Raw genomic sequence first — 20360 nt, 5'->3', positions numbered from 1 at the left:
AGCCCTTAGTGGCGTTAAAACTCGAAAAATGCGTTCAAAAAAAGTCATGTTATGATTGCCGTATCAGCATTAGTAACGCAGTGGTAGATGATGAAACGCCAAGAAATCAAACAAGTTTTAGATGAGTTAACAAAAGATATCGATAGTCTTGCCGACAAAAAGGCCGTGACTATCATTAAGGTATTGGTTAATTTGGTCGAAATGCTTGCCGAAGAAAATGCTTTGCTCAGAGAGGAAAACCAAGTATTACGTGATGAGATAAACCGCCTTAAGGGTGAACAGGGCAAACCTAATATTCGCGGTCAATCCAAAGGTAGCAATGGCGATAATACAGGCAATTCCAATCATTCATCTGAAGGAGATCGCAATAAACGTGGTAAAGGGAACAATAAAAACACAGGCAAAGACAAAAAAAACGTACGTATTGATAGACGTGTTACGATTGCTCTGGACAAAGCAACGCTGCCAGATGACGCCAAGTTCAAGGGTTTTGAGATTCGAATCATCCAGGATCTAAAAATCATCACGGATAATGTTGAATTCAAGCTGGAAACGTATTACTCACCATCTTTGAAAAAAACCTTTATTGCGCCGATTCCTGGCGAATATAAGGGCAGTGAATTTGGTCCTGGGGTTAAAGCGCTGGTCATCACATTATACCGTGATGCAGGGATGACGGAGAGCGCCATTGAGCGCTTTTTAAAAACATGTGGTATTCAAATATCACATGGTAAAATTGCTTCCATGCTGACAGAAGGCAATGATATTTTTCATCAGGAAAAAGAAGATATTGTCGATGCCGGTAGCAACGCAGGCTTGTACCAGCAGATGGATGACACAGGCAGTCGTGTTAACGGCAAAAATCACTACACCCATGTTTTATGTAATGACTTTTTTACAGCATACTTCACTCGTCGTAAAAAAGATCGCTTGACCTTATTGGAGTTGCTGTGTCGAGACCAATTAAAGTTTATGTTTAATCAGGAGGCTTATGAGTTAATGGATGAGTTTGGTCTCGCAAAAAAATGGTTGGATCAAATTAAACCAATGCTGCATGCACAACCCCTCACACGTGAATCAATCGATAGTTTGATGGGAACACTTTTTCCAAATCCAAAAAAACACAGCACGAATCGACGCATAATTCTTGAGTCAGCAGCTCTTGCCTATTATCAGCACTCGAAATACTTCATCCATTATTTAATGACAGATGATGCGCCTCAGTTTAATAAATTGGCCCTACATCATGCGCTGTGCTGGATCCATGAAGGTCGTCATTATAAAAAACTCACTCCATTCTCAGATATGAATCAGAATATATTGGCTGTATTTCTTGAGCAATTATGGGATTTCTACCATGCATTATTGACTTACAAGACGGCTCCATCTCAATCAATGGCCCAACAACTATCAATGCAATTTGATACTTTGTTCGCAACCACGACAGGCTATGATGTTTTAGATCAACGCATTGCAAAGACACGTGCTAAAAAACAAGCGTTATTATTGGTGTTAGACCATCCATTTCTGCCATTGCACAACAATGCCTCTGAATTAGGGACACGGTTTCAAGCAAGGATACGCGACATCAATCTCCAAACGGTCTCCCAAAATGGCACCAAATCAAAGGATACGTTTGCCACGATTGTACAGACGGCCAGAAAACTGAAAGTTAACGTTTATCAGTATATTTACGATAGGGTGACTAAAAAATTTGAAATGCCATCATTGGCTGAATTAATCTTACTTAAAGTGCGGCAGGTTCCATGCACCACATAAGCATCTCGAGATAATTCCGCTTGCTGACGCGCGCGGCTCGGATTAGTCCGGGCTCAGTGGCAGACACTTACCCGGCGATTCTGACAGGATACAAGTATTGTATAGATTTGCCAAATGCCAGGCGCGTAACCATGCTTTTAATATAGCTGTTGTACAGGCTTCACCTTTTGGTGTTTCAGCACAAAAACGGTCTTTAATTATGGCCATCAGATCACTATCATAACATGGGGTAGGGGCGATGCCTGTTTTAAAAGCTTTGGTTCCTAATACAGATGCAGTAACGATTTGTTGTTCAATTTTATTCACTTTAAACATCCTTTTAACGTGTCAGTAGAGCAACGTCTGAATAGTTGCTTAAATTGCACCACCTCTATTTAGTGGTGCAATACCATGAAAATTTAATCGTTACTACACGACTTTTAATTCCATCATTTTTTCAGCAAGTGTCCATAGGGCTTTATTTAATTTTATACCCTGATCAATTCCTGTTACCTTTCGAGTACGAAAACGCTTGGGATAGCCATGCATATCTTTTGTGTACCCACTTATTCCACCCTTGACAACATTTTCTTGAAGAACATTAAACACCGTAAATAAATCATTCGAATTTGCATCTTCTCTTCTACGAGGAGCAAGCAATTTTAGTGGCGCAACATCCTGCCCTATGTCGCTGTCTTCAAATCGCAATGTATGTGCTGCTTCGGCAAATAATTGCTTTTCCTTTTGATCCAGCGTAACTGAAGCCATTTTATGTGATGACTCAATCATTAACTGTGAGTCTTCGATAATTTTATAAGTACCCTCAATAATATTACCAACAATATCGCCCTGGTGGCGCACTCTCATTTCATCATATGAATGACCAGCTACAAGGCCATTACTGCAAACAAGACGGAACACACCTGCATTTAAACGATAGGAAGACAAACCATCATGAGAATTAACAAGTACGAGCTCAGGAAATAAGTGGGTAAAAGATGGTTTTGTATCACGATGACGAAAACGGATCATGTGCTTCGTGTACGCTTTTTTTGCTTGCGAACGACAATTACTTTGATGAGCCCATGTTGGATAAAACCCTTCTTGCATTAGCCCTTCAATGACATTGATTGTTGAAATATGTTGGTATTTATCGCTGGTGTGTTCTGCGCTTTCTTGAGTGAAGATTGATGGTGCTTTATGTCTTAACATATCAATAGTTAAGTAATTGGTATTTATCATTTTTGTAATCCTTATTTGTGGTTTAACCCTGTGTCCCTATTGGACATTTTTATAATAACAAAACCTGATGCCGATGTCAACAAAAAAACGCGACAAAAAATTGTTGATATTTTAAAGTGTTCTACTTATAATAAAAATGTCCAATCAACTTGGGACACAGGGTTAAACCACAAAATTAAGGAATAAGACAATGACTATTAAGCTTTGTATTAGCTACTATGACAATCATAACCATTGGTTATACGGTGAAACTGATAATGGCAACAAGTATCTATTTATTGATGAATCGCGTGAAGATAAAAGAGCTTATTGTCCAGTGCTCTATACTTGCACTCGCAACGGTTTACCCTATATCCCGCTTTATGATGAGAATTATGAAATTGAGTATGGATTGAATCCATGTATGGGATAAATCCATTGTCAAACGTTTTTCAAGTGTATATGCAGTATATACTGCGATTCTTGAATATTTAAAATAAGTCTGGCAACTAACTGGGTATATAAATGAATTTGGATTGGCTAGAAAATCTAATTCTGTAAATAGTTTATCTACCGTTTTAATAAATGAGGCCTTCATGAAAGAACAATTGCAAATTGTCTTAAGAAAAAATCGCCGATCAGGTGATTTAATCCAGATTGCACGAAAGGCAGACAAGAAAAAAATCATCCATAGCTATCAAGAAGGAATCGACCCCTTATCGGACGTCTCCCTTTTAAATAAGGCTGAGCTATTTGAATTGAAGTGGTTTGATCAGATGCTTAAATTTTTCCTTGAGCAAACAGAGAGTCACGCCACTGATTTAGAGCGCTATCGTTTATTTATGCCTGAATCCCTATATCAAGCGATGTATCATCTTTGGGTAAAATGTGATGAGCATAATATTGATTATCGTCCCATGGATTCCATAATTAAATCCATTATCAACAAAATTAAAGCAACTGAAACCAAGCTTTACGAAAAAACGGGGGAACGATTTGATGTATTAAAAGATATTAATTTTCGCGAACTCAACACAGATCCTGATAAAGACGCACAAGATGCAAAAACTATATTTAGTACATTGATTGAAACCCCGAGATTTTTTGATTTATTTAATCAAGTGGCACAATCAAAATATCGGAAATTATCAAACATCAAAGAAGAACACTTTAAAGGGTACGCAAAAGCACATCGTGTGCCGCCAAAATGGGTTTATGCTTGCGCTATTGATGTCATTGCCAAACAAATCAACCCACTCTCCATTATTACAGAAAATTGTTTATTCGTGCTTTGGATTAAGCCAAGCCTTCGCGCCGGGATAAGTAAAGATACGCTGCTTAAGCAGCTAGATAAATGGGGTGTTAGTCACCTTATTATTGAGAAAACCATGCAATCAGAGCTTGTTTAGTTAAGCAGATATTGTAAAAAGAACGTGGAGTATTTGTCATTAAATCCTGGAAGCCATTTCAGTACAAAGGTACATCCTATCAATTAAATCATCTTGATGAATTTAATTGGGAATTCATTCAACCTGCGATTAAAGATAAGCCCGAAAAGCGCTATTCTTTTGTTATTGCGTTTGGACTGCATTGTTTTACCCGTGGGCTAAATAGCCACACGCAGGAGACTTGGCAAGACATTGAAATGGAGCTTATTTATTCAGACTCCAGAGAAAAACGTATTTTTTGTTTTTCTCGCCATGAATTATCATATCTCTTGCCTGAAATTGCCAAGCAAGTTGATCATCGCTCTTGCTTCCATACTGGAAAAGGAAATTTTTTTACCATCGAACTATCCAATCAACAGGAGTATGAGGTCTATTTTAAGGTTTCAAAATCAGGAAAGGGGTTGCTTCGTTTGTTTATAGAAAGCGCTTACGTACGCGACAAACAGCACGCATCTTCACGCCCACCAAAGAAAAAAATATCATTTTTTGTTATAGCTCATCACGTACAGTCAAATAAGCCAATAAAAATACCACCCAAATAAAAAACCCTGTAAAACAGGGCTCTTTATAAAATAAACTAGGCTCGCTTTATAATCGCTCTTGGGCGGATACCGACCTAAGGTCGGTGGAGGAGTGCGTGGCTCTCACCATCCTGTTCATACACTCTGTAACCTAATTATGGCAGGTTATTGTTCAAGTATCAAATTATTTTTGGAATTTATACTCTATTTCTATCTGATTTAAAGAGTCTTGGAAACTCTCCCGTTTCATGTCGCTCAACGATTGAATTAATATTATGCCCACGAAACTCATGCTCTGACCACTTGCCATTACATTTCACCAGAGCCATCACCATTTCGATTCGAGTCATTAATCGTTCGCTGTACCCAGGCCAATCTTCATAATGATTTGTATCAACAAATTAAAGACGATGATCAATTGATCATTGCAGCTGTCCAGGCAATGTCAATTATATATAAAAAAATTATGCTTGGATCAGGGTATGGGTACTCTTTAAAAGTAACAGAGAAATAACACCAAGAAATGTCTTACAAAATAAACAGCATAATGGCTAATGTCTTAATAGAGAAGAAAGACTATACTGGATTTGTTTGGTGCAGCTGGAATGTTGACAGGATGTTCAGACACTAGCGAGTTCATGGATGAACTCAAATCAATGGCATTTACAGCTGCACACAGGCACAATATTTCACCTCATCTCTCATCCTAATTTTTATAAGATGATACTGGGCTACCCAACTAACTCTTTAGCCTTATCCCAAATATGCATCAACTCATCAACTGGCAGACCTTCGAGGTTAATCAATTCACGTTCCTCAGCAATCAGTTTAACCGCTCGTAATCGCCTTTCGAATTTAGTTAATGATTGTCCAAGGGTTACTTTAGGACTTAATTTACAAAAAATACACAGGGAAAACACAGCGTGGAGTAAATCGCCAATTTCTTCTTGTAAAGCGGTTTGATTCGCCTTAGAAGAGTCATGTTCCAGGTGCTCTTTGATTTCATCACACTCACTGTGAATTTGATTCATGATTTGGTCTGCACTTTGCCACTTGAACCCAAATTGGGAGGCTTCTTCCTCCAGAGCACTAATTTTATTTAAAAGTTCCATGTTCAACCTAAGGGTGATTTGATGAGTGTCATAAATTTTGTCAAACTACTACCATGAAGCCTACATCACAAATTGATAACTAAAGCTGATTTTACAACGGTTAGGGTCTGCGCGTAAAATAGCTGATTACTTCTCTTTAATAATAAGCATTTAATGTCCAGTGCAAACACAGAACAGTCGAGCTTATCGTCCCAGAAAAAAAATCAATCGAGCACTTGGAATCATCCTGTTCCACTAACTCATGTGTTAAACAATGAAACCCCCTACCCATTCGATGCGTTACCCAATATTCTGCAACAAGTGGTTAATGCCTATCAAAATTATGGTCAACAACCTTTGCCCCTAGTCGTAAGTGGCGCCTTAGCTAATCTGTCTCTGGCCTGCCAAACCCTTGCCAATGTAGCCCGTGACAACTATCTGGTTAGCCCTGTGTCACTTTATTTTCTGGTTATTGCAAGCTCAGGGGAACGCAAAAGTGCTGCTGATAATGTGTTTTCTAAAGCCATTCGTCAATGGGAAGCAACTATCCGTAAAAAACGCGAACCTGAACGATTAAGCGCTTTAACCCAACATAAAGCCTGGCAGATGGAGCGAGATGGGCTGCTTACTCAAATCAAACGTACCGTATATTCGGGTGAAGACAGCGATTATTACAAAGATTTACTCGATGATCTGGTTCATCAAGAGCCAGATATACCCATACAACCGACCCTCTACTTTGAAGATGCAACCCAAGAAGCATTGGCAATCCATCTGGCTCACGGCTGGCCAAGTGCCTCTCTTTGGTCAGATGAGGCAGGCATAATCCTCGGCAGTCACAGCATGCAATCGAATCCCATGCGATTTGTAGCGTTGCTCAATCGGTTATGGGAAGGAAAATCTTTTGCAGCCCATCGAAAGACCTCAGAAAGTTTTATCATCGAGAACAGACGTCTTACTCTGAACCTGATGATGCAACCCTTATTGCTTCATCAGATGATTAACCAGGCCACTGGAATCAGCCGTCAAAGTGGTTTTTTGGCGCGCTGCCTTCTCGCCTACCCAGACAGCTCCATGGGAACACGATTTTACCAAGAGCCTCCAGAACAACTGGTCGGTTTAAATGAATACGAGCAACGCATTACTGATTGCCTAAATCAATCACAACGCTTAAACCAGACCGGGTGTATTAATCTACCCATCCTAAAAATGAACCCGCAAGCGAAGCACTTATGGATTCAATTCTTTAACAGCATTGAAGCAGGATTAACTGCCCAGGGACAATGGATGGAAATTAAAGACTTTGCGAGCAAGGCGGCTGAAAATGCAGTGCGTCTTGCCGCCTTATTCCATCTCTTTTCAGGAAAAACAGGTGACATTAGTGTGGAGCACATTGAACAAGCGATTACCTTAATGCACTGGTACTTACATGAAGCAAGACGATTATTAGAACCGCAGTTAACACAGCCCAATATTGAAGATGCTAAAAAGTTGCTTTTTTGGCTCTTGGAGCAAAGGCCACAAACCACAACGCCAAGAGACATTTTGCAATTTGGACCCTTGCGTAGCAAAACACAAAGAGATAATGCATTAGAAATGCTGATGGAACATCAGTGCATTCGTCTGGTCAAAACCGGGAATAAAACAGGTATTGAGATTAATCCTCTGTGTAAATAATCGGAATCGAATCTCAATCCCTGCTACTTTTGCTACATTGAAGCAATTTAGTCTTAAACCACCCCATTTCCCTATTCTAAACAAGCGGTTAACCCAACTAATACAACGCCTTAACGTTATTAAGCTAGTTCATAATCACCATAATAAGCGTAGCAAACTGGATGCTACATCATTGCTACGTATTGCTACACTTAAAAACCATTGCAAAGACATCCTCTTATAGTCAAAAGAGGTTGTGCTCAGTGCTAGTATAGGCTTTAAGCGGTTGCATTATTTTCGGTTTGAAAAGACAGCCTCTTTTAGCCAATCTATTGATAAATTGCAATGTAATTTGAAAATTAATGTGCGTGCTTATGGTAAATAGTAGAATTTGTTTTTTTTATTAAAAGCTCTGCGGGAATTTTAAGCCCCTCATTTAATTTTCTAATCATTGCTAATGTCAGCTCACGTTTTCTATTTAAAATCTCAGAAATTCTGGCACGCGTACCAATAAATACTTGTAAATCCTTCCGTTGCAAGCCACGGCTTTCCATCCAATAATTAAGTGCATCCACCGCATCTGGAAAATCAATTGGGTAGTGTTCTTCTTCATATACTTGAACCAATGTTGTTAAAATTTCTAACTTATCACCTTCAGTGGTGTTTGGCTCTGCATCAAATAATTGAGAAATTTCATTCATTGCGCCTTGGTAATCAGTCTCTGTTTTAATTGGTTTAATGTTCATGGTATCCCCTAAATTTTTGTTACATCAATTTTGTCATATTCTTTATGTGTTCCAATAAAGCGAATATAGACAAGACTAAACTTGTAATTTATGGCCACAACTAAACGATAATTATTACCTTTAATATTAAAGACCACCCGATTGTTGCTAACTATACTCGCATTTTTATAGATGCTTTTTATATCATTGGGGTCACCCCAATTTGCTTGTTTCGCATCCGCATACCATGCTTGCAATGACTTTGTGGCATCAGGAAAGCACTCACAAAATTCTCTAATTATTTTTTTTGAAATTATTCTCATAATTAATTATAGGACGATCCCGTGGCGGGATCAATAAAAAATGTTACCTTTTAGGTTTTATTTCAAAAAATATAATATGCCAGGTAACGGGATCACAGCAATGTGATCCTGTTACCTGGCAAGTGGTTCGCTTTATTCTTGATAAAAGTGAAGGAACTATCGGTGAAATTATAACGTTACTCACCAAGGCAGCCATAATTGCCATCGAATCAGGAGAAGAAGTAATCGGCTTTGTTGCGTAACTATCCGCCCAATATTCCTTCACTAATTTCAGACGGATCGGTAGCTTTGAGGCATTCCTAAAGCTGTCATTTTATTGAGCGCACCACAGGCCAATTTGGCTTCCTGTTTTTGTCTCGTGATATCTCTTGCGTGCATCGAATCTCCGAATATTTTTTGATAACGCTGAACAGCCAGTTCAGAATAATTCCGGCGGCCATAATGTCTGTGTTTTTGCCAACCCATCCGTCCGATCTCTTCAATTTCACGAATATTCCGGTTCCGTAGATCAGCTGCTTTATCGTTTTCAACAGCGGAAGATCGAGGCGGAATGACCACGTCAGCACTGGGTGAATGCGCTGTCACGGCATCGTAAACTGGCGTTTCATCGTATGCGCCATCAGCTGAAAAATGATCAATAGGTTCTTGAATCTGTTCCAGCAAAGCCTCAACCTGGCTTTCATCATGACTGAAACGATCAGTCAATTCACAGGCTTCAATATAATGATCCTGATTGACTGCTACATGTAGTTTTCGCCAGCTGGCCTTGCTGGATAGTTCATATTTTTCCTGATGCCACTCACCACGGCCAAAGCGCTTCAACCCTGTGGAATCAATAGCTATCGCATGTACCGCGGCATCAGGGCTATCTTTTTTAACTCTGTATTTTGGAATTTTTATATCAAGTTCCGCAAGCCGTTTGCTTAAAACGGTGTAGTCTGGGCAGAAAAGATCGACCCTCAACTGTCTAAATAATGAATCAATAAAGCCTTGGGTTTGTCGCAGCGGCAACCGATAAACTAGCCGTATCTCATGGCAAGTTCGGATGGCAAAATCACTATAACGCTTGGGCGCGCCTTGTCCTGTATACACCCGATCTTTTTCGTACCACAGCGATATGGCTTCCTCCGAAAGCCATACATCGATACTTCCTCGGCGACGAAGGGCATCATTGTATTCTGGCCAATTATTCAATTTGTATTTTTGTTTCGGGACGTCCCAGCCCTTTTTCTCTGCATATTTATTTGGCACAACCAAACCACCAGACTAAAATTTCAATGGCAGTCATGGTATCATCTGAATGGTGTATTAGATTGGGTTTGTTCAATTAATGAGTTACGCAACAAAGCCTTCTGTAGAATCTCTTTTTGATAGCATTTTGAATTTAGAGGCGAGCTCTTTACGCGTGCCAGATAGTGTTGAACAACAATTTGTTATTCACCCTGAAATGGTTTTGTCGTGCCTGGATTATTTTGCGGTTTTTCCTGATGATCAGTTAGTTAAAAATAAAGAGCACCAGCTGTCTCTTCTTTTTAATGAGGCATTCACGAGGTTGCGTTATAAATTAGATAATCAAGACACTAACGCACAAGCTATTTTAAAGTATCTCCATCAAGCATTGAAACAAATATTTCAAGCCTTGAGCACAGAGAAAAAGATGCTCATTAGTAATGCTCTGCATGAATCCAAGCTCCCTACTCCAGAGTTAGATTATGATATCAATACCTATGCTCCCGCTATTTTAGACAATTTACCTGATATTGCGCCCCAATTGCCTGCTTTTTTAGATCTGATGCGCCGTGAAGGAGGAATAAATACCTCATTTGAATTATATGACTTTCTGATTGCTCAAATTCAACTTCAGCCAATAGAAATACAATGTGCTTTAATCCATGAGCTCATCACCGCAAAAAATGCATTTGTACAGGATGTGGGTGTATTTATGTTGCTACATCCAAAAAAATCCATTCGTTGTATGGTTCCACTAATGTGGCTACACAGTTTTGCTGAAAATATGGCACTGGCTTCTCCTATTTCTCTACGTCGATTTATTGTCATAAGGAATTGGTTACCCCACAATGAGCAAGCATCGATTGATACACTCATTCAACAAGTTCGTAAAAAAGGAATCATGCCGGCACCCCATCCTTCCTCTAAAATAACAAAATTAATTTCATCGAGTGTTGATGGTGCAGGTGTTCAGTGTATTCTCTTTGAAACAAAAGCAAAAAATCAACGAACGATAGCAGGATTTCTTCTTAAAGAGGGTATTGGTATTAGAGAGCCGTTTGTGATGCATAAAGCTCATGCAGAGGAATTTTCAGGAATTCTCGAAAGAAATACATTGCCTTCAAAATTTGTTACCACAACCTTTGTTTCAAAACTTGTCGGGCACTTTATTTCTGTTGGTCAAAAAAAAAACCACACCCCAGAACCATCATTTCTGGAGGTAGTGGAATTATTTGGTGCGCAAAACTGGCTTCCTCAGCCTATTAACCCAATGGCTGAGATCAGTCGGATAAAAGACCAGGAAAAATTAGATACTAATGATACTGCTTTAGTTGATCTGGCATTAAAAGCGAGTAGCCTCTGGCCAACAACAACAGATTTTGGCAACTCGTGGTTTGAAACAGGGGATCGCGTCAATCAGGTTATTACAGAAGCTGTTGAAATGCACTCTAAAATAAAGAAAAAGAATCCAAAAGAGTCCCTACCTAAAATTACTACCCGTGCTTTTATGACAGGTGAATTACTCGATAAATGGAGTTTCATATTGATAAGAATGCTTTTATGGCACCGCTCCAAGAGTGTTAAAGGAGAACAATGGAAATATTTTTTGGTCATTGCTGAGTTGTTGTTGCAAGGCTACCCTGTAGAAAATATTCCACTCATGGAACAAATTACTGAGCGTTCCGTCGCCCATGCTGTGCGTTGGCAAATGACTCATTGAAATAGATTCATTGACAAGGACTTCTGGCTATTGTCATCGTCTTCTGAAAGTGACAGGTATTAGCAAACGAGGTGATAAATATTTACGAACGTTATTAATACATGGCGCTCGTTCGGCGCTAAGTTTTACTAAACATAAAGATGATCCCTATGGGAATTGGCTAATAGCAAAAAAGGAATCTCTAACTTTTAATAAAGCAGCTGTAGCTTTAGCTAATAAAAATGCTCGAATCATATGGTCATTATTGAAGACTGGGGATGAGTTTAATCGTGACAAAAAAATGGTAGCTGCTTAATACTCAATATTGAGTGGTATAATTTAACATAATGAAAAAATCACAAGTTTGCTTTAGTTAATTTTTAATGATGGTTAATAGGTCAGACCAACTCTTTTAAAACCTGTTAAGAAACACGGCACTTAGATGCCATGGCTTTGATTAGGAAAAAGAGTGCGGATTTACATCAGGGCGCAAGCTTAGCTTAGACGCCGAATATATGACTGCAACTTAAACCTATAACATTGTAAAAAATTGGCTTGCAAAACGGGATGGTTCATATATGTTTCTTAACCCCACGCAGTGTCTTCTTTCACAAAATTCAGGCGGATCGACGGCTTTGAGGCATTCCCAATGAAGTCATTTTATTGAGCGCACCACTTGCTAACATGGCCTCTTGTTGTTGACGGATAAAATCTCGTGCGTGCATCGCATCTCCAAATGTTCGCTGGTATCGTTGGACACCCAATTCGGAATAATTTCTCCGGCCATACTGCCTTGTTTTCTGCCACTGCATGCGCCCCATGGTGTCAACTTCAATAATATTACGGTTACGCAAAGACGAGGCTTTATCGTTCTCAACTGCGTTGGCACGTGGTGGAATAACCACATCAGCATCTGGTGAGTGCGCCGTTACCGCATTATAAACAGGCGTTTCGTCATAGGCGCCATCGGCAGAAAAATGGTCTATTGAATCAGTAATTTGTGCCAATAATCCCTCTACCTGCTGGTCGTCGTGGCTAAATCTGTCTGTCAATGCGCAAGCTTCAATATAATGGTCCTGGTTGATAGCCAGATGAAGTTTACGCCAGCTCGCTTTGTTGGATAGCTTGTACTTCTCCTGGTGCCACTCACCGCGCCCAAATCGCTTTAGTCCAGTAGAATCAATCGCTATGGCATGGATGTCAGCATCCATCTTATCCGTTTTTTTGTACCGCGGAACTTTTATATCTAACGCGCCAAGTCGCTTGCTCAGCACACTAAAATCAGGACACAATAACGAAATCTTCATTAATTGAAACAGAGAGTCAATAAAGCCCTGACACTGCCGAAGCGGTAGTTTGTAAACCAACCGGATCTCATGGCACGTGATGATAGAAAAATCTGTGTAAAGCCTGGGCGTACCTGTACCATCATAAACTCTGTCGGCTTCATACCAACGCGATATCGCATCCTCTGATAGCCAAACTGTAATGTTACCTCGTTGGCGCAGGGACTCAGTATAGTCCGTCCAGTTTGATACTTTATAGTTTTGTTTCGGGACGTTCCATCCCTTCTTCTCTGGATATTTGTTCGGCATGAATCCGACGCCTTGTTTTAAATTTGGTGGAGGCCATAATAACAACACCCTGATATCTATACCTGAATCAGGTCAGTTATTGAGCTAAGAAACAAAGCCTCGTTCCAGTAAACGAGAGTTGATTAGGACGGTAACTTTAGTGTTATCCTCTGGTCTGGAGAATAGCACTATGAAATAGGTTGATATTGATATTATATTTACAATCATCTCTTCATTAGATCAAAGTGAATAATAACCACATCGTGGCTATGATGGTTTGAGGCTACATCATCGGAATTAGTGGATTAATGAGTGGTCGGAAATTTTGCCGGTTCCGGGCTAGAACCCCTGATAGGTGCCAGCTCTCATTCTGGTCGTCGCACCTTTATTACTCGTTTGATTGAACAAGGAGCTGATATCAAAGCGGTATCACGACTAGCAGGTCATGCTAGTATTGTGACGACCTCTGAATACGTAGAAGATAATCCAGATCGCTTAAAACGCATTTCCAGCTTGGCTATATTTTGATGTCCTGTTTTACTAATCTATCTTGCTTACATCTTATCCATTTACAGACGTTTGGAAGATAGCAAGATTTGAAAAAAAAAACCGTTCATTAAAATCCATCAAGAGTAACAGGTATGTATCCATTTTTGATTAAAAGGAAAAGGGCATAGATACAATTGGTTATAATATATCCACACACTGTAAAAGCTAATTTAAACGCATTGTGAAAGCGATCGTTTACAGCCACCCTTTTATATTAGCCTGGCATCGATCTCTTTCTAGGAGCAAAATACAAAGGCAGTGTTTTCGTGGACATGATTGCATTTGTTTCGAATTTAAACAATTTCTTTAAATAGATTCTACCCACTCTTCAAGCCTCTCTACTTTTTTATTAATTTCATTTTCATAAGACATTATGAATTTTATAAATTGATCTTGTACTAAGATGTGCTCTAATCCATCTTTTTCATAGAATGCTCGATAAATACTTTTTGCGATTATGACCTTAAAGCCACTTTCCATTTCAGCTCTCGTTTCGTCATCCAATAGAAAAAATGTATCCTGTCAGAATCGCCGGGTAAGTGTCTGCCACTGAGTCCGGATTAATCCGAGCCGCGCGCGTCAGCAAGCGGAATTCTTTAAAAATATTCAAAATACCTATTGACACGGTTTTTCTGTAAAACTGATGTTTTTCCATATCAAACGTAAGTCATGCAATATGCATGCCCTAAGATCCCCAAGATCACAATGTAGCCCCTTTCACTAATAAAACATCTCCCTCCTGAGGTCAGATTTTTTCTTAGCCCTTAGTGGCGTTAAAACTCGAAAAATGCGTTCAAAAAAAGTCATGTTATGATTGCCGTATCAGCATTAGTAACGCAGTGGTAGATGATGAAACGCCAAGAAATCAAACAAGTTTTAGATGAGTTAACAAAAGATATCGATAGTCTTGCCGACAAAAAGGCCGTGACTATCATTAAGGTATTGGTTAATTTGGTCGAAATGCTTGCCGAAGAAAATGCTTTGCTCAGAGAGGAAAACCAAGTATTACGTGATGAGATAAACCGCCTTAAGGGTGAACAGGGCAAACCTAATATTCGCGGTCAATCCAAAGGTAGCAATGGCGATAATACAGGCAATTCCAATCATTCATCTGAAGGAGATCGCAATAAACGTGGTAAAGGGAACAATAAAAACACAGGCAAAGACAAAAAAAACGTACGTATTGATAGACGTGTTACGATTGCTCTGGACAAAGCAACGCTGCCAGATGACGCCAAGTTCAAGGGTTTTGAGATTCGAATCATCCAGGATCTAAAAATCATCACGGATAATGTTGAATTCAAGCTGGAAACGTATTACTCACCATCTTTGAAAAAAACCTTTATTGCGCCGATTCCTGGCGAATATAAGGGCAGTGAATTTGGTCCTGGGGTTAAAGCGCTGGTCATCACATTATACCGTGATGCAGGGATGACGGAGAGCGCCATTGAGCGCTTTTTAAAAACATGTGGTATTCAAATATCACATGGTAAAATTGCTTCCATGCTGACAGAAGGCAATGATATTTTTCATCAGGAAAAAGAAGATATTGTCGATGCCGGTAGCAACGCAGGCTTGTACCAGCAGATGGATGACACAGGCAGTCGTGTTAACGGCAAAAATCACTACACCCATGTTTTATGTAATGACTTTTTTACAGCATACTTCACTCGTCGTAAAAAAGATCGCTTGACCTTATTGGAGTTGCTGTGTCGAGACCAATTAAAGTTTATGTTTAATCAGGAGGCTTATGAGTTAATGGATGAGTTTGGTCTCGCAAAAAAATGGTTGGATCAAATTAAACCAATGCTGCATGCACAACCCCTCACACGTGAATCAATCGATAGTTTGATGGGAACACTTTTTCCAAATCCAAAAAAACACAGCACGAATCGACGCATAATTCTTGAGTCAGCAGCTCTTGCCTATTATCAGCACTCGAAATACTTCATCCATTATTTAATGACAGATGATGCGCCTCAGTTTAATAAATTGGCCCTACATCATGCGCTGTGCTGGATCCATGAAGGTCGTCATTATAAAAAACTCACTCCATTCTCAGATATGAATCAGAATATATTGGCTGTATTTCTTGAGCAATTATGGGATTTCTACCATGCATTATTGACTTACAAGACGGCTCCATCTCAATCAATGGCCCAACAACTATCAATGCAATTTGATACTTTGTTCGCAACCACGACAGGCTATGATGTTTTAGATCAACGCATTGCAAAGACACGTGCTAAAAAACAAGCGTTATTATTGGTGTTAGACCATCCATTTCTGCCATTGCACAACAATGCCTCTGAATTAGGGACACGGTTTCAAGCAAGGATACGCGACATCAATCTCCAAACGGTCTCCCAAAATGGCACCAAATCAAAGGATACGTTTGCCACGATTGTACAGACGGCCAGAAAACTGAAAGTTAACGTTTATCAGTATATTTACGATAGGGTGACTAAAAAATTTGAAATGCCATCATTGGCTGAATTAATCTTACTTAAAGTGCGGCAGGTTCCATGCACCACATAAGCATCTCGAGATAATTCCGCTTGCTGACGCGCGCGGCTCGGATTAGTCCGGGCTCAGTGGCAGACACTTACCCGGCGATTCTGACAGGATACGAAAAAATGTATCAAAAATTATTTTACGTAAATATTTTTGATATGCTATCTCATGTTCCTTAGTTGATCTTTTATCTTCTTGCCCCCTCTTAATCTTGGGTTGTTTTGTAGATTGATAATCATCAGCAAGAGCACACAACAAATACTTTCCTAAATTTTTAATTTTTCCAGACTGGTAACTTGGGGATAGTTCGATTATTTTAATTTTCTCCTTAATATAACTTTCCTCATAACTGGAAACCACTTCTGTAAGCTGTTTTTTAGATAAACCATATACCCCTTTTAATACACTTAATAATGACTCGGAATTAAGTTCAGAGGTAACAGAAGCAGCGTCAATTACAACTCTGTTCTTGATAGAAAATTGGATTGCAACAACTTGTCTATTTTGTTTTTTAAACTTACTCTCTACAAACAGAGCAGAATATTTATTTACCTCTTCTACAGATTTGTCGATCACTCTTGTTTTAAAATCTCTAAATATCTTATATTTATCTTCATCAACACCCATAAGTTTTCTAAATTTATCTAATTCAAACCAAGGAGTTTGACCAATATCTTGATATCGATTGCAATTTTCATAAAGGGCAAGTCCATAGCTAGATTGAAATTTCGCTTGAATTTGCATATTTAATCGTCCATAGACACTTGGGTGATATAGCAATTTTCTCATTTTCCCAGAATATGAATATGTGCATAAAGAACCATCTATAGAGGCATCGGCTATTATTGAACTTGCATTCCAAACCTTTTCTTTATCTACTTTATCGCCATCGACAATATTCCATTCAACTACTGTTGCAAGCAAATCCATTAAGGCTTGTTTTATTTTCTTATGATCATGACTGTCGTAATCGATTAACTTAGTTAAGGTAGAAATTTGAATCTCATGTTCATCTTTAATTAACAAATTATCATAAGCATGAAAAAGAAGGGCATTGGAAATCTTTCGCTGTAATAATGAGATTTTGCTATTAGAATGAATCACAGCAACATGCTTTTTTAGTTCCAGTGTACGTTGATTTACTCCTTCGGCTTTTTCCTTATTCATTATTATTATTCTCCTTTCACAGCATAATTATTATTTAATTAATTTATTTATAATCAATAGGTTACATGTTAGTTCAGTGACTGAACATTTGCATGGATTGTTAAATTCCCTCCTGCAAACGTCACATTAGGGACTCCCGCAAACGTCACATGGGAATCATGTCTCTAAAAATAAAATCGTTATAAATAAATAATTATTATTTAATTATCTTATTATTTTTCAACAAGTTACGCATAAGTTCAGTGACTGAACTTTTATCTAAGTAATCTCTGAACTATTGCTGTTCTTAATATTTTACTTTGTACTCCCTCGATAGAAGGGTAATTACGTCTAATCTCGACAATTGCGTTATCTATTTTTGTTTTTAACTCTTGATCTATAGAAATAGAATCAAGTTTTCCAAAATTCTGCATTTGTTCATTTATATTTACTAATTCACTAAAATTATCAGTAGCTAATAACTCATTGACTGCTTCCGAAACCCATTTACTTTTCCCTTTAAGATCATATCCTTCAGAGACGATTCGTTCCCTTATTTCAATAATAATTCCTTCCGGTATACAATAACTTAATCTGACTTTGTTTTTTGTTTTAGCAATACTACTCATGTAATAGCTCCAACTTTCTGACTAATGTTTTAAAAGCATCAGATATGCATTTAGGACTTTCGAAGTCAAGATTATCAATTTCCATCTCCAAATTAGAAATATCTGGATTTGTTATCAACGACTTAAGAATAATCTCTGCAACTCTTACATTGGGAGTTTTACCAAAATTTACAGAAAGGGTAGGCCTACCAGCTTTTTGAATAACAATGTTTTCTAATGAAGATTTTTTTTGTGTTAATTTATCTTTTTCTAAATAACTCTTAAGCTGTTTAAGCGTAGCGCCATTTAAACATTCATCCAGAGCCTTTTTTCTCAAATTTATAGACGCTATGTTAGAAATAACAGCGGCTTTTTCCAAGCTCCGAATTTGATTTTTCGCTATAAGTTCCTTTATATCACCATCTGCCTCTAGAACTGTTTTTAAATTCATTGCATGTGATTTAACACACCCAACTAGTTGACTGATATCTGTTATAGTTACTTCACGTGATGAGATCTGATTTTGTCTTGCATATGCATCAATGATTTTTTCTAAATTATCAATTTTTTCTGCTAAAGATAAATCTGAACGCTCAATATTTTCAATCCATTGTAAAACTCTGATTTTAACTTCATCAGGCTTTCCATCCAGAATTTTGGCTTGGATATCAGCTTTTTCCGCCAATCCTGAGGCCAAAGTTCTTCTTTCACCAGCAATTAATCGATACTTTCCATTATGCTCATATACGATTACTGGATTAATGATTCCTTGTTCTTTAATGGAGTTTGCTAAACTTTGAAGAGATTCAATCTCTTGAGTTTTCTGCTCGAAAAATGGATCATCATTAGTAATCCCATTCGTAATATCATCTAAAGATATTAGCAGAGCCCTAGGATTGTCAGGATCTGTCTCAATTTTACTTAAGGGAATTACATCTACTCTCAGATCGCTCGAATAATTGTGTGCGGCTGCGATAGTTTGTTCTAAACCATCTGATAAAGAACTACCTATAGAAAATACTTTTTTCTTAGCCATGTTTAAATACCTTATCTGTTATGTACTTACATGCATTTTCATATTCTGAACGCTCAATGCTTTTGAGTGGCAATTCAAATATACTTTTGGGATGCGCGTTATCAGCTAAAATCTCTGTGTAAATAGCGCGTTTTTTTATTTCATGAGGTATAACGTAATTTGATATAAACTCTTTATTCTTTAAGTCGTTAAGAAAACTTTTATGAATATTAATATTTCTCATTTGGTTAGGTAAAATACCAACTAATTCAATAGGGTTATCTTTATTTCTAGAGTAAGTCTCTTGTTTCCAGAGTTGTAACATTCCGTAAATCCCTTCTATAGAGAATTGCTCCATTTGCGCAGGAATTACTAAATGCGTCGCTGCTTTTATAGCCGAAATAGTCAGTGGTCCCTTTGATGGTGGTGTATCAATGATGATGACATCATAACTAGCCTGCACTTCTGGCTGTTCTATAAATTTTTTTAATTGGAGATGAACTTTATCTTTAACCTCAGATTTGGTAACTGCTTCAGCCTCTTGTAATTTTATTGAGTGGGCAGGGGCTATTTCAAGGTTTTCAATATTTGTAGGGTAAGGAATAACTTCTTGACCATAAAAAATATTAGCTATGCCGCTACGCCCATCCCAGTCATGATCAACATCTGGTTCATAATCTGGGTGTAAAGGGGGTATCTTGCCTCCTTGATAAGCTGGATCATAAGTCATTTGTAAATAACGTCCAGAAAAATTAGCTTGTGGATCCAAATCTATCGATAAAACTCTTTTATTAGCAATCAATGCAAGATATTCAGCTAATACAATAGAATTTGTTGTTTTTCCTTCCCCGCCTTTATGAGTTGCATTTACAATTACTTTAGTCATAGTCTTTCAATCTGCATAGTATATGTAATAACATATTATATGTTTATGGATGTCATATGCAATAGGAATGAAAAAAAGCAACAACAAACGTTTGTTTTATTGTTTAATATTGTTTAATAAAGATGTTTAGCATCTATAACACCATGATTATTATAAATAATTCTAGTGTATATGTGACATTTGCGGGAAGAAATGTGACATTTACGGGGATATCTGTGACGTTTACAGGACTGTTATGCGACGTTTACAGGAATATCATGTGACGTTTACAGGGAGCGAGTGACGTTTACAGGCTTGGAGAGGAATTATTACTTCAAGAAATATATTAATGAGAAGTACATTCCCTCAAGTTACAGGGATGAATTTTACAACATTCAATATGATGCAAGGCTTATT

General features: G+C 38.2%; 21 protein-coding genes and 1 pseudogene. 9 read left to right on the top strand and 13 right to left on the bottom strand.

The annotated features are described in order from the left end of the window. The first annotated feature begins 87 nt into the window (after positions 1-87). Positions 88-1779: an IS66 family transposase gene (locus HRS36_RS00630; RefSeq protein WP_173235423.1), complete on the top strand. Its 1692-nt coding sequence runs from the start codon at positions 88-90 to the stop codon at positions 1777-1779. Between the two features lie 42 nt (positions 1780-1821). On the opposite strand, the gene HRS36_RS00625 is transcribed toward HRS36_RS00630, so the two are convergent. Together HRS36_RS00625 and HRS36_RS00620 are read right to left on the bottom strand one after the other, a co-directional pair. Continuing rightward, positions 1822-2085, bottom strand: coding sequence for a hypothetical protein (locus HRS36_RS00625; protein WP_173235584.1), 264 nt, complete (start codon positions 2083-2085; stop codon positions 1822-1824). A gap of 102 nt (positions 2086-2187) precedes the next feature. Continuing rightward, entirely contained in the window at positions 2188-3000 is an 813-nt protein-coding gene (locus HRS36_RS00620; protein WP_173235582.1) for a DUF932 domain-containing protein, read from the bottom strand. A gap of 190 nt (positions 3001-3190) precedes the next feature. On the opposite strand from HRS36_RS00620, the gene HRS36_RS00615 reads away from it, so the two are divergent. The 3 genes from HRS36_RS00615 (at position 3191) to HRS36_RS00605 (ending at position 4969) form a co-directional block, all read left to right on the top strand. Next, positions 3191-3412, top strand: a complete 222-nt coding sequence (locus HRS36_RS00615) for a hypothetical protein (protein ID WP_173235580.1) — start codon at positions 3191-3193, stop codon at positions 3410-3412. A gap of 163 nt (positions 3413-3575) precedes the next feature. Continuing rightward, positions 3576-4388: a hypothetical protein gene (locus HRS36_RS00610; protein WP_173235578.1), complete on the top strand. Its 813-nt coding sequence runs from the start codon at positions 3576-3578 to the stop codon at positions 4386-4388. A gap of 236 nt (positions 4389-4624) precedes the next feature. Next, the gene (locus HRS36_RS00605) at positions 4625-4969 is read left to right on the top strand and encodes a hypothetical protein (RefSeq protein ID WP_173235576.1); all 345 of its coding nucleotides are present in this window, start codon (positions 4625-4627) and stop codon (positions 4967-4969) included. A gap of 176 nt (positions 4970-5145) precedes the next feature. Here the strand turns inward: HRS36_RS00605 and HRS36_RS00600 are convergent, their stop codons facing one another. Together HRS36_RS00600 and HRS36_RS00595 are read right to left on the bottom strand one after the other, a co-directional pair. Then, positions 5146-5298 (bottom strand): hypothetical protein, encoded by a 153-nt coding sequence (locus HRS36_RS00600; protein WP_173235574.1) that lies wholly within the window; start codon positions 5296-5298, stop codon positions 5146-5148. A 381-nt stretch (positions 5299-5679) separates the two neighbouring features. After that, a complete protein-coding gene (locus HRS36_RS00595; protein ID WP_173235572.1) occupies positions 5680-6060 on the bottom strand; it encodes a MazG nucleotide pyrophosphohydrolase domain-containing protein in 381 nt (126 codons plus the stop codon). 153 nt (positions 6061-6213) lie between these two features. Here HRS36_RS00595 and HRS36_RS00590 point away from each other — a divergent pair, with 153 nt between their 5' ends. Beyond that, a complete protein-coding gene (locus HRS36_RS00590; protein WP_173235570.1) occupies positions 6214-7716 on the top strand; it encodes a YfjI family protein in 1503 nt (500 codons plus the stop codon). A gap of 338 nt (positions 7717-8054) precedes the next feature. Here the strand turns inward: HRS36_RS00590 and HRS36_RS00585 are convergent, their stop codons facing one another. The 3 genes from HRS36_RS00585 to HRS36_RS00575 form a co-directional block, all read right to left on the bottom strand. Continuing rightward, entirely contained in the window at positions 8055-8441 is a 387-nt protein-coding gene (locus HRS36_RS00585; RefSeq protein WP_173235569.1) for a helix-turn-helix domain-containing protein, read from the bottom strand. Between the two features lie 8 nt (positions 8442-8449). Continuing rightward, positions 8450-8743, bottom strand: a complete 294-nt coding sequence (locus tag HRS36_RS00580; protein WP_173235568.1) for a type II toxin-antitoxin system HigB family toxin — start codon at positions 8741-8743, stop codon at positions 8450-8452. A gap of 270 nt (positions 8744-9013) precedes the next feature. Next, positions 9014-9994 carry an IS5 family transposase gene (locus HRS36_RS00575; protein ID WP_173235567.1) on the bottom strand — a complete coding sequence of 327 codons (981 nt, stop codon included), beginning with the start codon at positions 9992-9994 and terminating at the stop codon, positions 9014-9016. Between the two features lie 79 nt (positions 9995-10073). Here HRS36_RS00575 and HRS36_RS00570 point away from each other — a divergent pair, with 79 nt between their 5' ends. Together HRS36_RS00570 and HRS36_RS00565 are read left to right on the top strand one after the other, a co-directional pair. Then, complete coding sequence (locus tag HRS36_RS00570) at positions 10074-11693, top strand: hypothetical protein (protein WP_173235566.1); 1620 nt, start codon at positions 10074-10076, stop codon at positions 11691-11693. Between the two features lie 55 nt (positions 11694-11748). Next, positions 11749-11988 (top strand): annotated as a pseudogene (locus HRS36_RS00565) (IS110 family transposase); the annotation flags it as partial. A 301-nt stretch (positions 11989-12289) separates the two neighbouring features. Here the strand turns inward: HRS36_RS00565 and HRS36_RS00560 are convergent. Next, complete coding sequence (locus tag HRS36_RS00560) at positions 12290-13267, bottom strand: IS5 family transposase (RefSeq protein ID WP_173235564.1); 978 nt, start codon at positions 13265-13267, stop codon at positions 12290-12292. 291 nt (positions 13268-13558) lie between these two features. Between HRS36_RS00560 and HRS36_RS00555 the strand changes: the two genes are divergently transcribed. Further along, complete coding sequence (locus tag HRS36_RS00555; protein WP_226905526.1) at positions 13559-13774, top strand: tyrosine-type recombinase/integrase; 216 nt, start codon at positions 13559-13561, stop codon at positions 13772-13774. Positions 13775-14101: 327 nt separating this feature from the next. Here HRS36_RS00555 and HRS36_RS00550 read toward each other — a convergent pair whose 3' ends face one another. After that, entirely contained in the window at positions 14102-14299 is a 198-nt protein-coding gene (locus HRS36_RS00550; protein WP_173235563.1) for a hypothetical protein, read from the bottom strand. 342 nt (positions 14300-14641) lie between these two features. Here HRS36_RS00550 and HRS36_RS00545 point away from each other — a divergent pair, with 342 nt between their 5' ends. Then, complete coding sequence (locus HRS36_RS00545) at positions 14642-16333, top strand: IS66 family transposase (protein WP_173235423.1); 1692 nt, start codon at positions 14642-14644, stop codon at positions 16331-16333. 42 nt (positions 16334-16375) lie between these two features. On the opposite strand, the gene HRS36_RS00540 is transcribed toward HRS36_RS00545, so the two are convergent. From HRS36_RS00540 to HRS36_RS00525, 4 genes are all read right to left on the bottom strand, one after another. Then, positions 16376-17476, bottom strand: coding sequence for a replication initiation protein (locus HRS36_RS00540; RefSeq protein WP_173235561.1), 1101 nt, complete (start codon positions 17474-17476; stop codon positions 16376-16378). Between the two features lie 254 nt (positions 17477-17730). After that, positions 17731-18084, bottom strand: coding sequence for a hypothetical protein (locus tag HRS36_RS00535; protein ID WP_173235560.1), 354 nt, complete (start codon positions 18082-18084; stop codon positions 17731-17733). Further along, entirely contained in the window at positions 18077-19099 is a 1023-nt protein-coding gene (locus HRS36_RS00530; RefSeq protein ID WP_173235559.1) for a ParB/RepB/Spo0J family partition protein, read from the bottom strand. Before HRS36_RS00530 ends, HRS36_RS00535 begins: the two co-directional genes overlap by 8 nt. Then, complete coding sequence (locus tag HRS36_RS00525; protein WP_173235558.1) at positions 19092-19964, bottom strand: ParA family protein; 873 nt, start codon at positions 19962-19964, stop codon at positions 19092-19094. The genes HRS36_RS00530 and HRS36_RS00525 overlap by 8 nt, the downstream gene beginning before the upstream one ends. Between the last annotated feature and the right edge of the window lie 396 nt (positions 19965-20360).

This window comes from Legionella antarctica (genome assembly GCF_011764505.1).
Lineage (GTDB): Bacteria > Pseudomonadota > Gammaproteobacteria > Legionellales > Legionellaceae > Legionella > Legionella antarctica.
The sequence above is the reverse complement of the archived record's forward strand: the minus strand, read 5'-3'. Positions and strand labels throughout refer to the sequence as shown.

Excerpts from the sequence above, each read along its gene's own strand:
- HRS36_RS00605 (WP_173235576.1), top strand. The coding sequence starts at position 4,625 with ATGGAGCTTATTTATTCAGACTCCAGAGAAAAACGTATTTTTTGTTTT.
- HRS36_RS00545 (WP_173235423.1), top strand. The coding sequence starts at position 14,642 with ATGATGAAACGCCAAGAAATCAAACAAGTTTTAGATGAGTTAACAAAA.
- HRS36_RS00595 (WP_173235572.1), bottom strand. The coding sequence starts at position 6,060 with ATGGAACTTTTAAATAAAATTAGTGCTCTGGAGGAAGAAGCCTCCCAA.
- HRS36_RS00570 (WP_173235566.1), top strand. The coding sequence starts at position 10,074 with ATGAGTTACGCAACAAAGCCTTCTGTAGAATCTCTTTTTGATAGCATT.
- HRS36_RS00585 (WP_173235569.1), bottom strand. The coding sequence starts at position 8,441 with ATGAACATTAAACCAATTAAAACAGAGACTGATTACCAAGGCGCAATG.
- HRS36_RS00540 (WP_173235561.1), bottom strand. The coding sequence starts at position 17,476 with ATGAATAAGGAAAAAGCCGAAGGAGTAAATCAACGTACACTGGAACTA.
- HRS36_RS00630 (WP_173235423.1), top strand. The coding sequence starts at position 88 with ATGATGAAACGCCAAGAAATCAAACAAGTTTTAGATGAGTTAACAAAA.
- HRS36_RS00610 (WP_173235578.1), top strand. The coding sequence starts at position 3,576 with ATGAAAGAACAATTGCAAATTGTCTTAAGAAAAAATCGCCGATCAGGT.
- HRS36_RS00560 (WP_173235564.1), bottom strand. The coding sequence starts at position 13,267 with ATGCCGAACAAATATCCAGAGAAGAAGGGATGGAACGTCCCGAAACAA.
- HRS36_RS00600 (WP_173235574.1), bottom strand. The coding sequence starts at position 5,298 with ATGACTCGAATCGAAATGGTGATGGCTCTGGTGAAATGTAATGGCAAG.
- HRS36_RS00535 (WP_173235560.1), bottom strand. The coding sequence starts at position 18,084 with ATGAGTAGTATTGCTAAAACAAAAAACAAAGTCAGATTAAGTTATTGT.
- HRS36_RS00580 (WP_173235568.1), bottom strand. The coding sequence starts at position 8,743 with ATGAGAATAATTTCAAAAAAAATAATTAGAGAATTTTGTGAGTGCTTT.
- HRS36_RS00620 (WP_173235582.1), bottom strand. The coding sequence starts at position 3,000 with ATGATAAATACCAATTACTTAACTATTGATATGTTAAGACATAAAGCA.
- HRS36_RS00590 (WP_173235570.1), top strand. The coding sequence starts at position 6,214 with ATGTCCAGTGCAAACACAGAACAGTCGAGCTTATCGTCCCAGAAAAAA.
- HRS36_RS00525 (WP_173235558.1), bottom strand. The coding sequence starts at position 19,964 with ATGACTAAAGTAATTGTAAATGCAACTCATAAAGGCGGGGAAGGAAAA.
- HRS36_RS00530 (WP_173235559.1), bottom strand. The coding sequence starts at position 19,099 with ATGGCTAAGAAAAAAGTATTTTCTATAGGTAGTTCTTTATCAGATGGT.
- HRS36_RS00615 (WP_173235580.1), top strand. The coding sequence starts at position 3,191 with ATGACTATTAAGCTTTGTATTAGCTACTATGACAATCATAACCATTGG.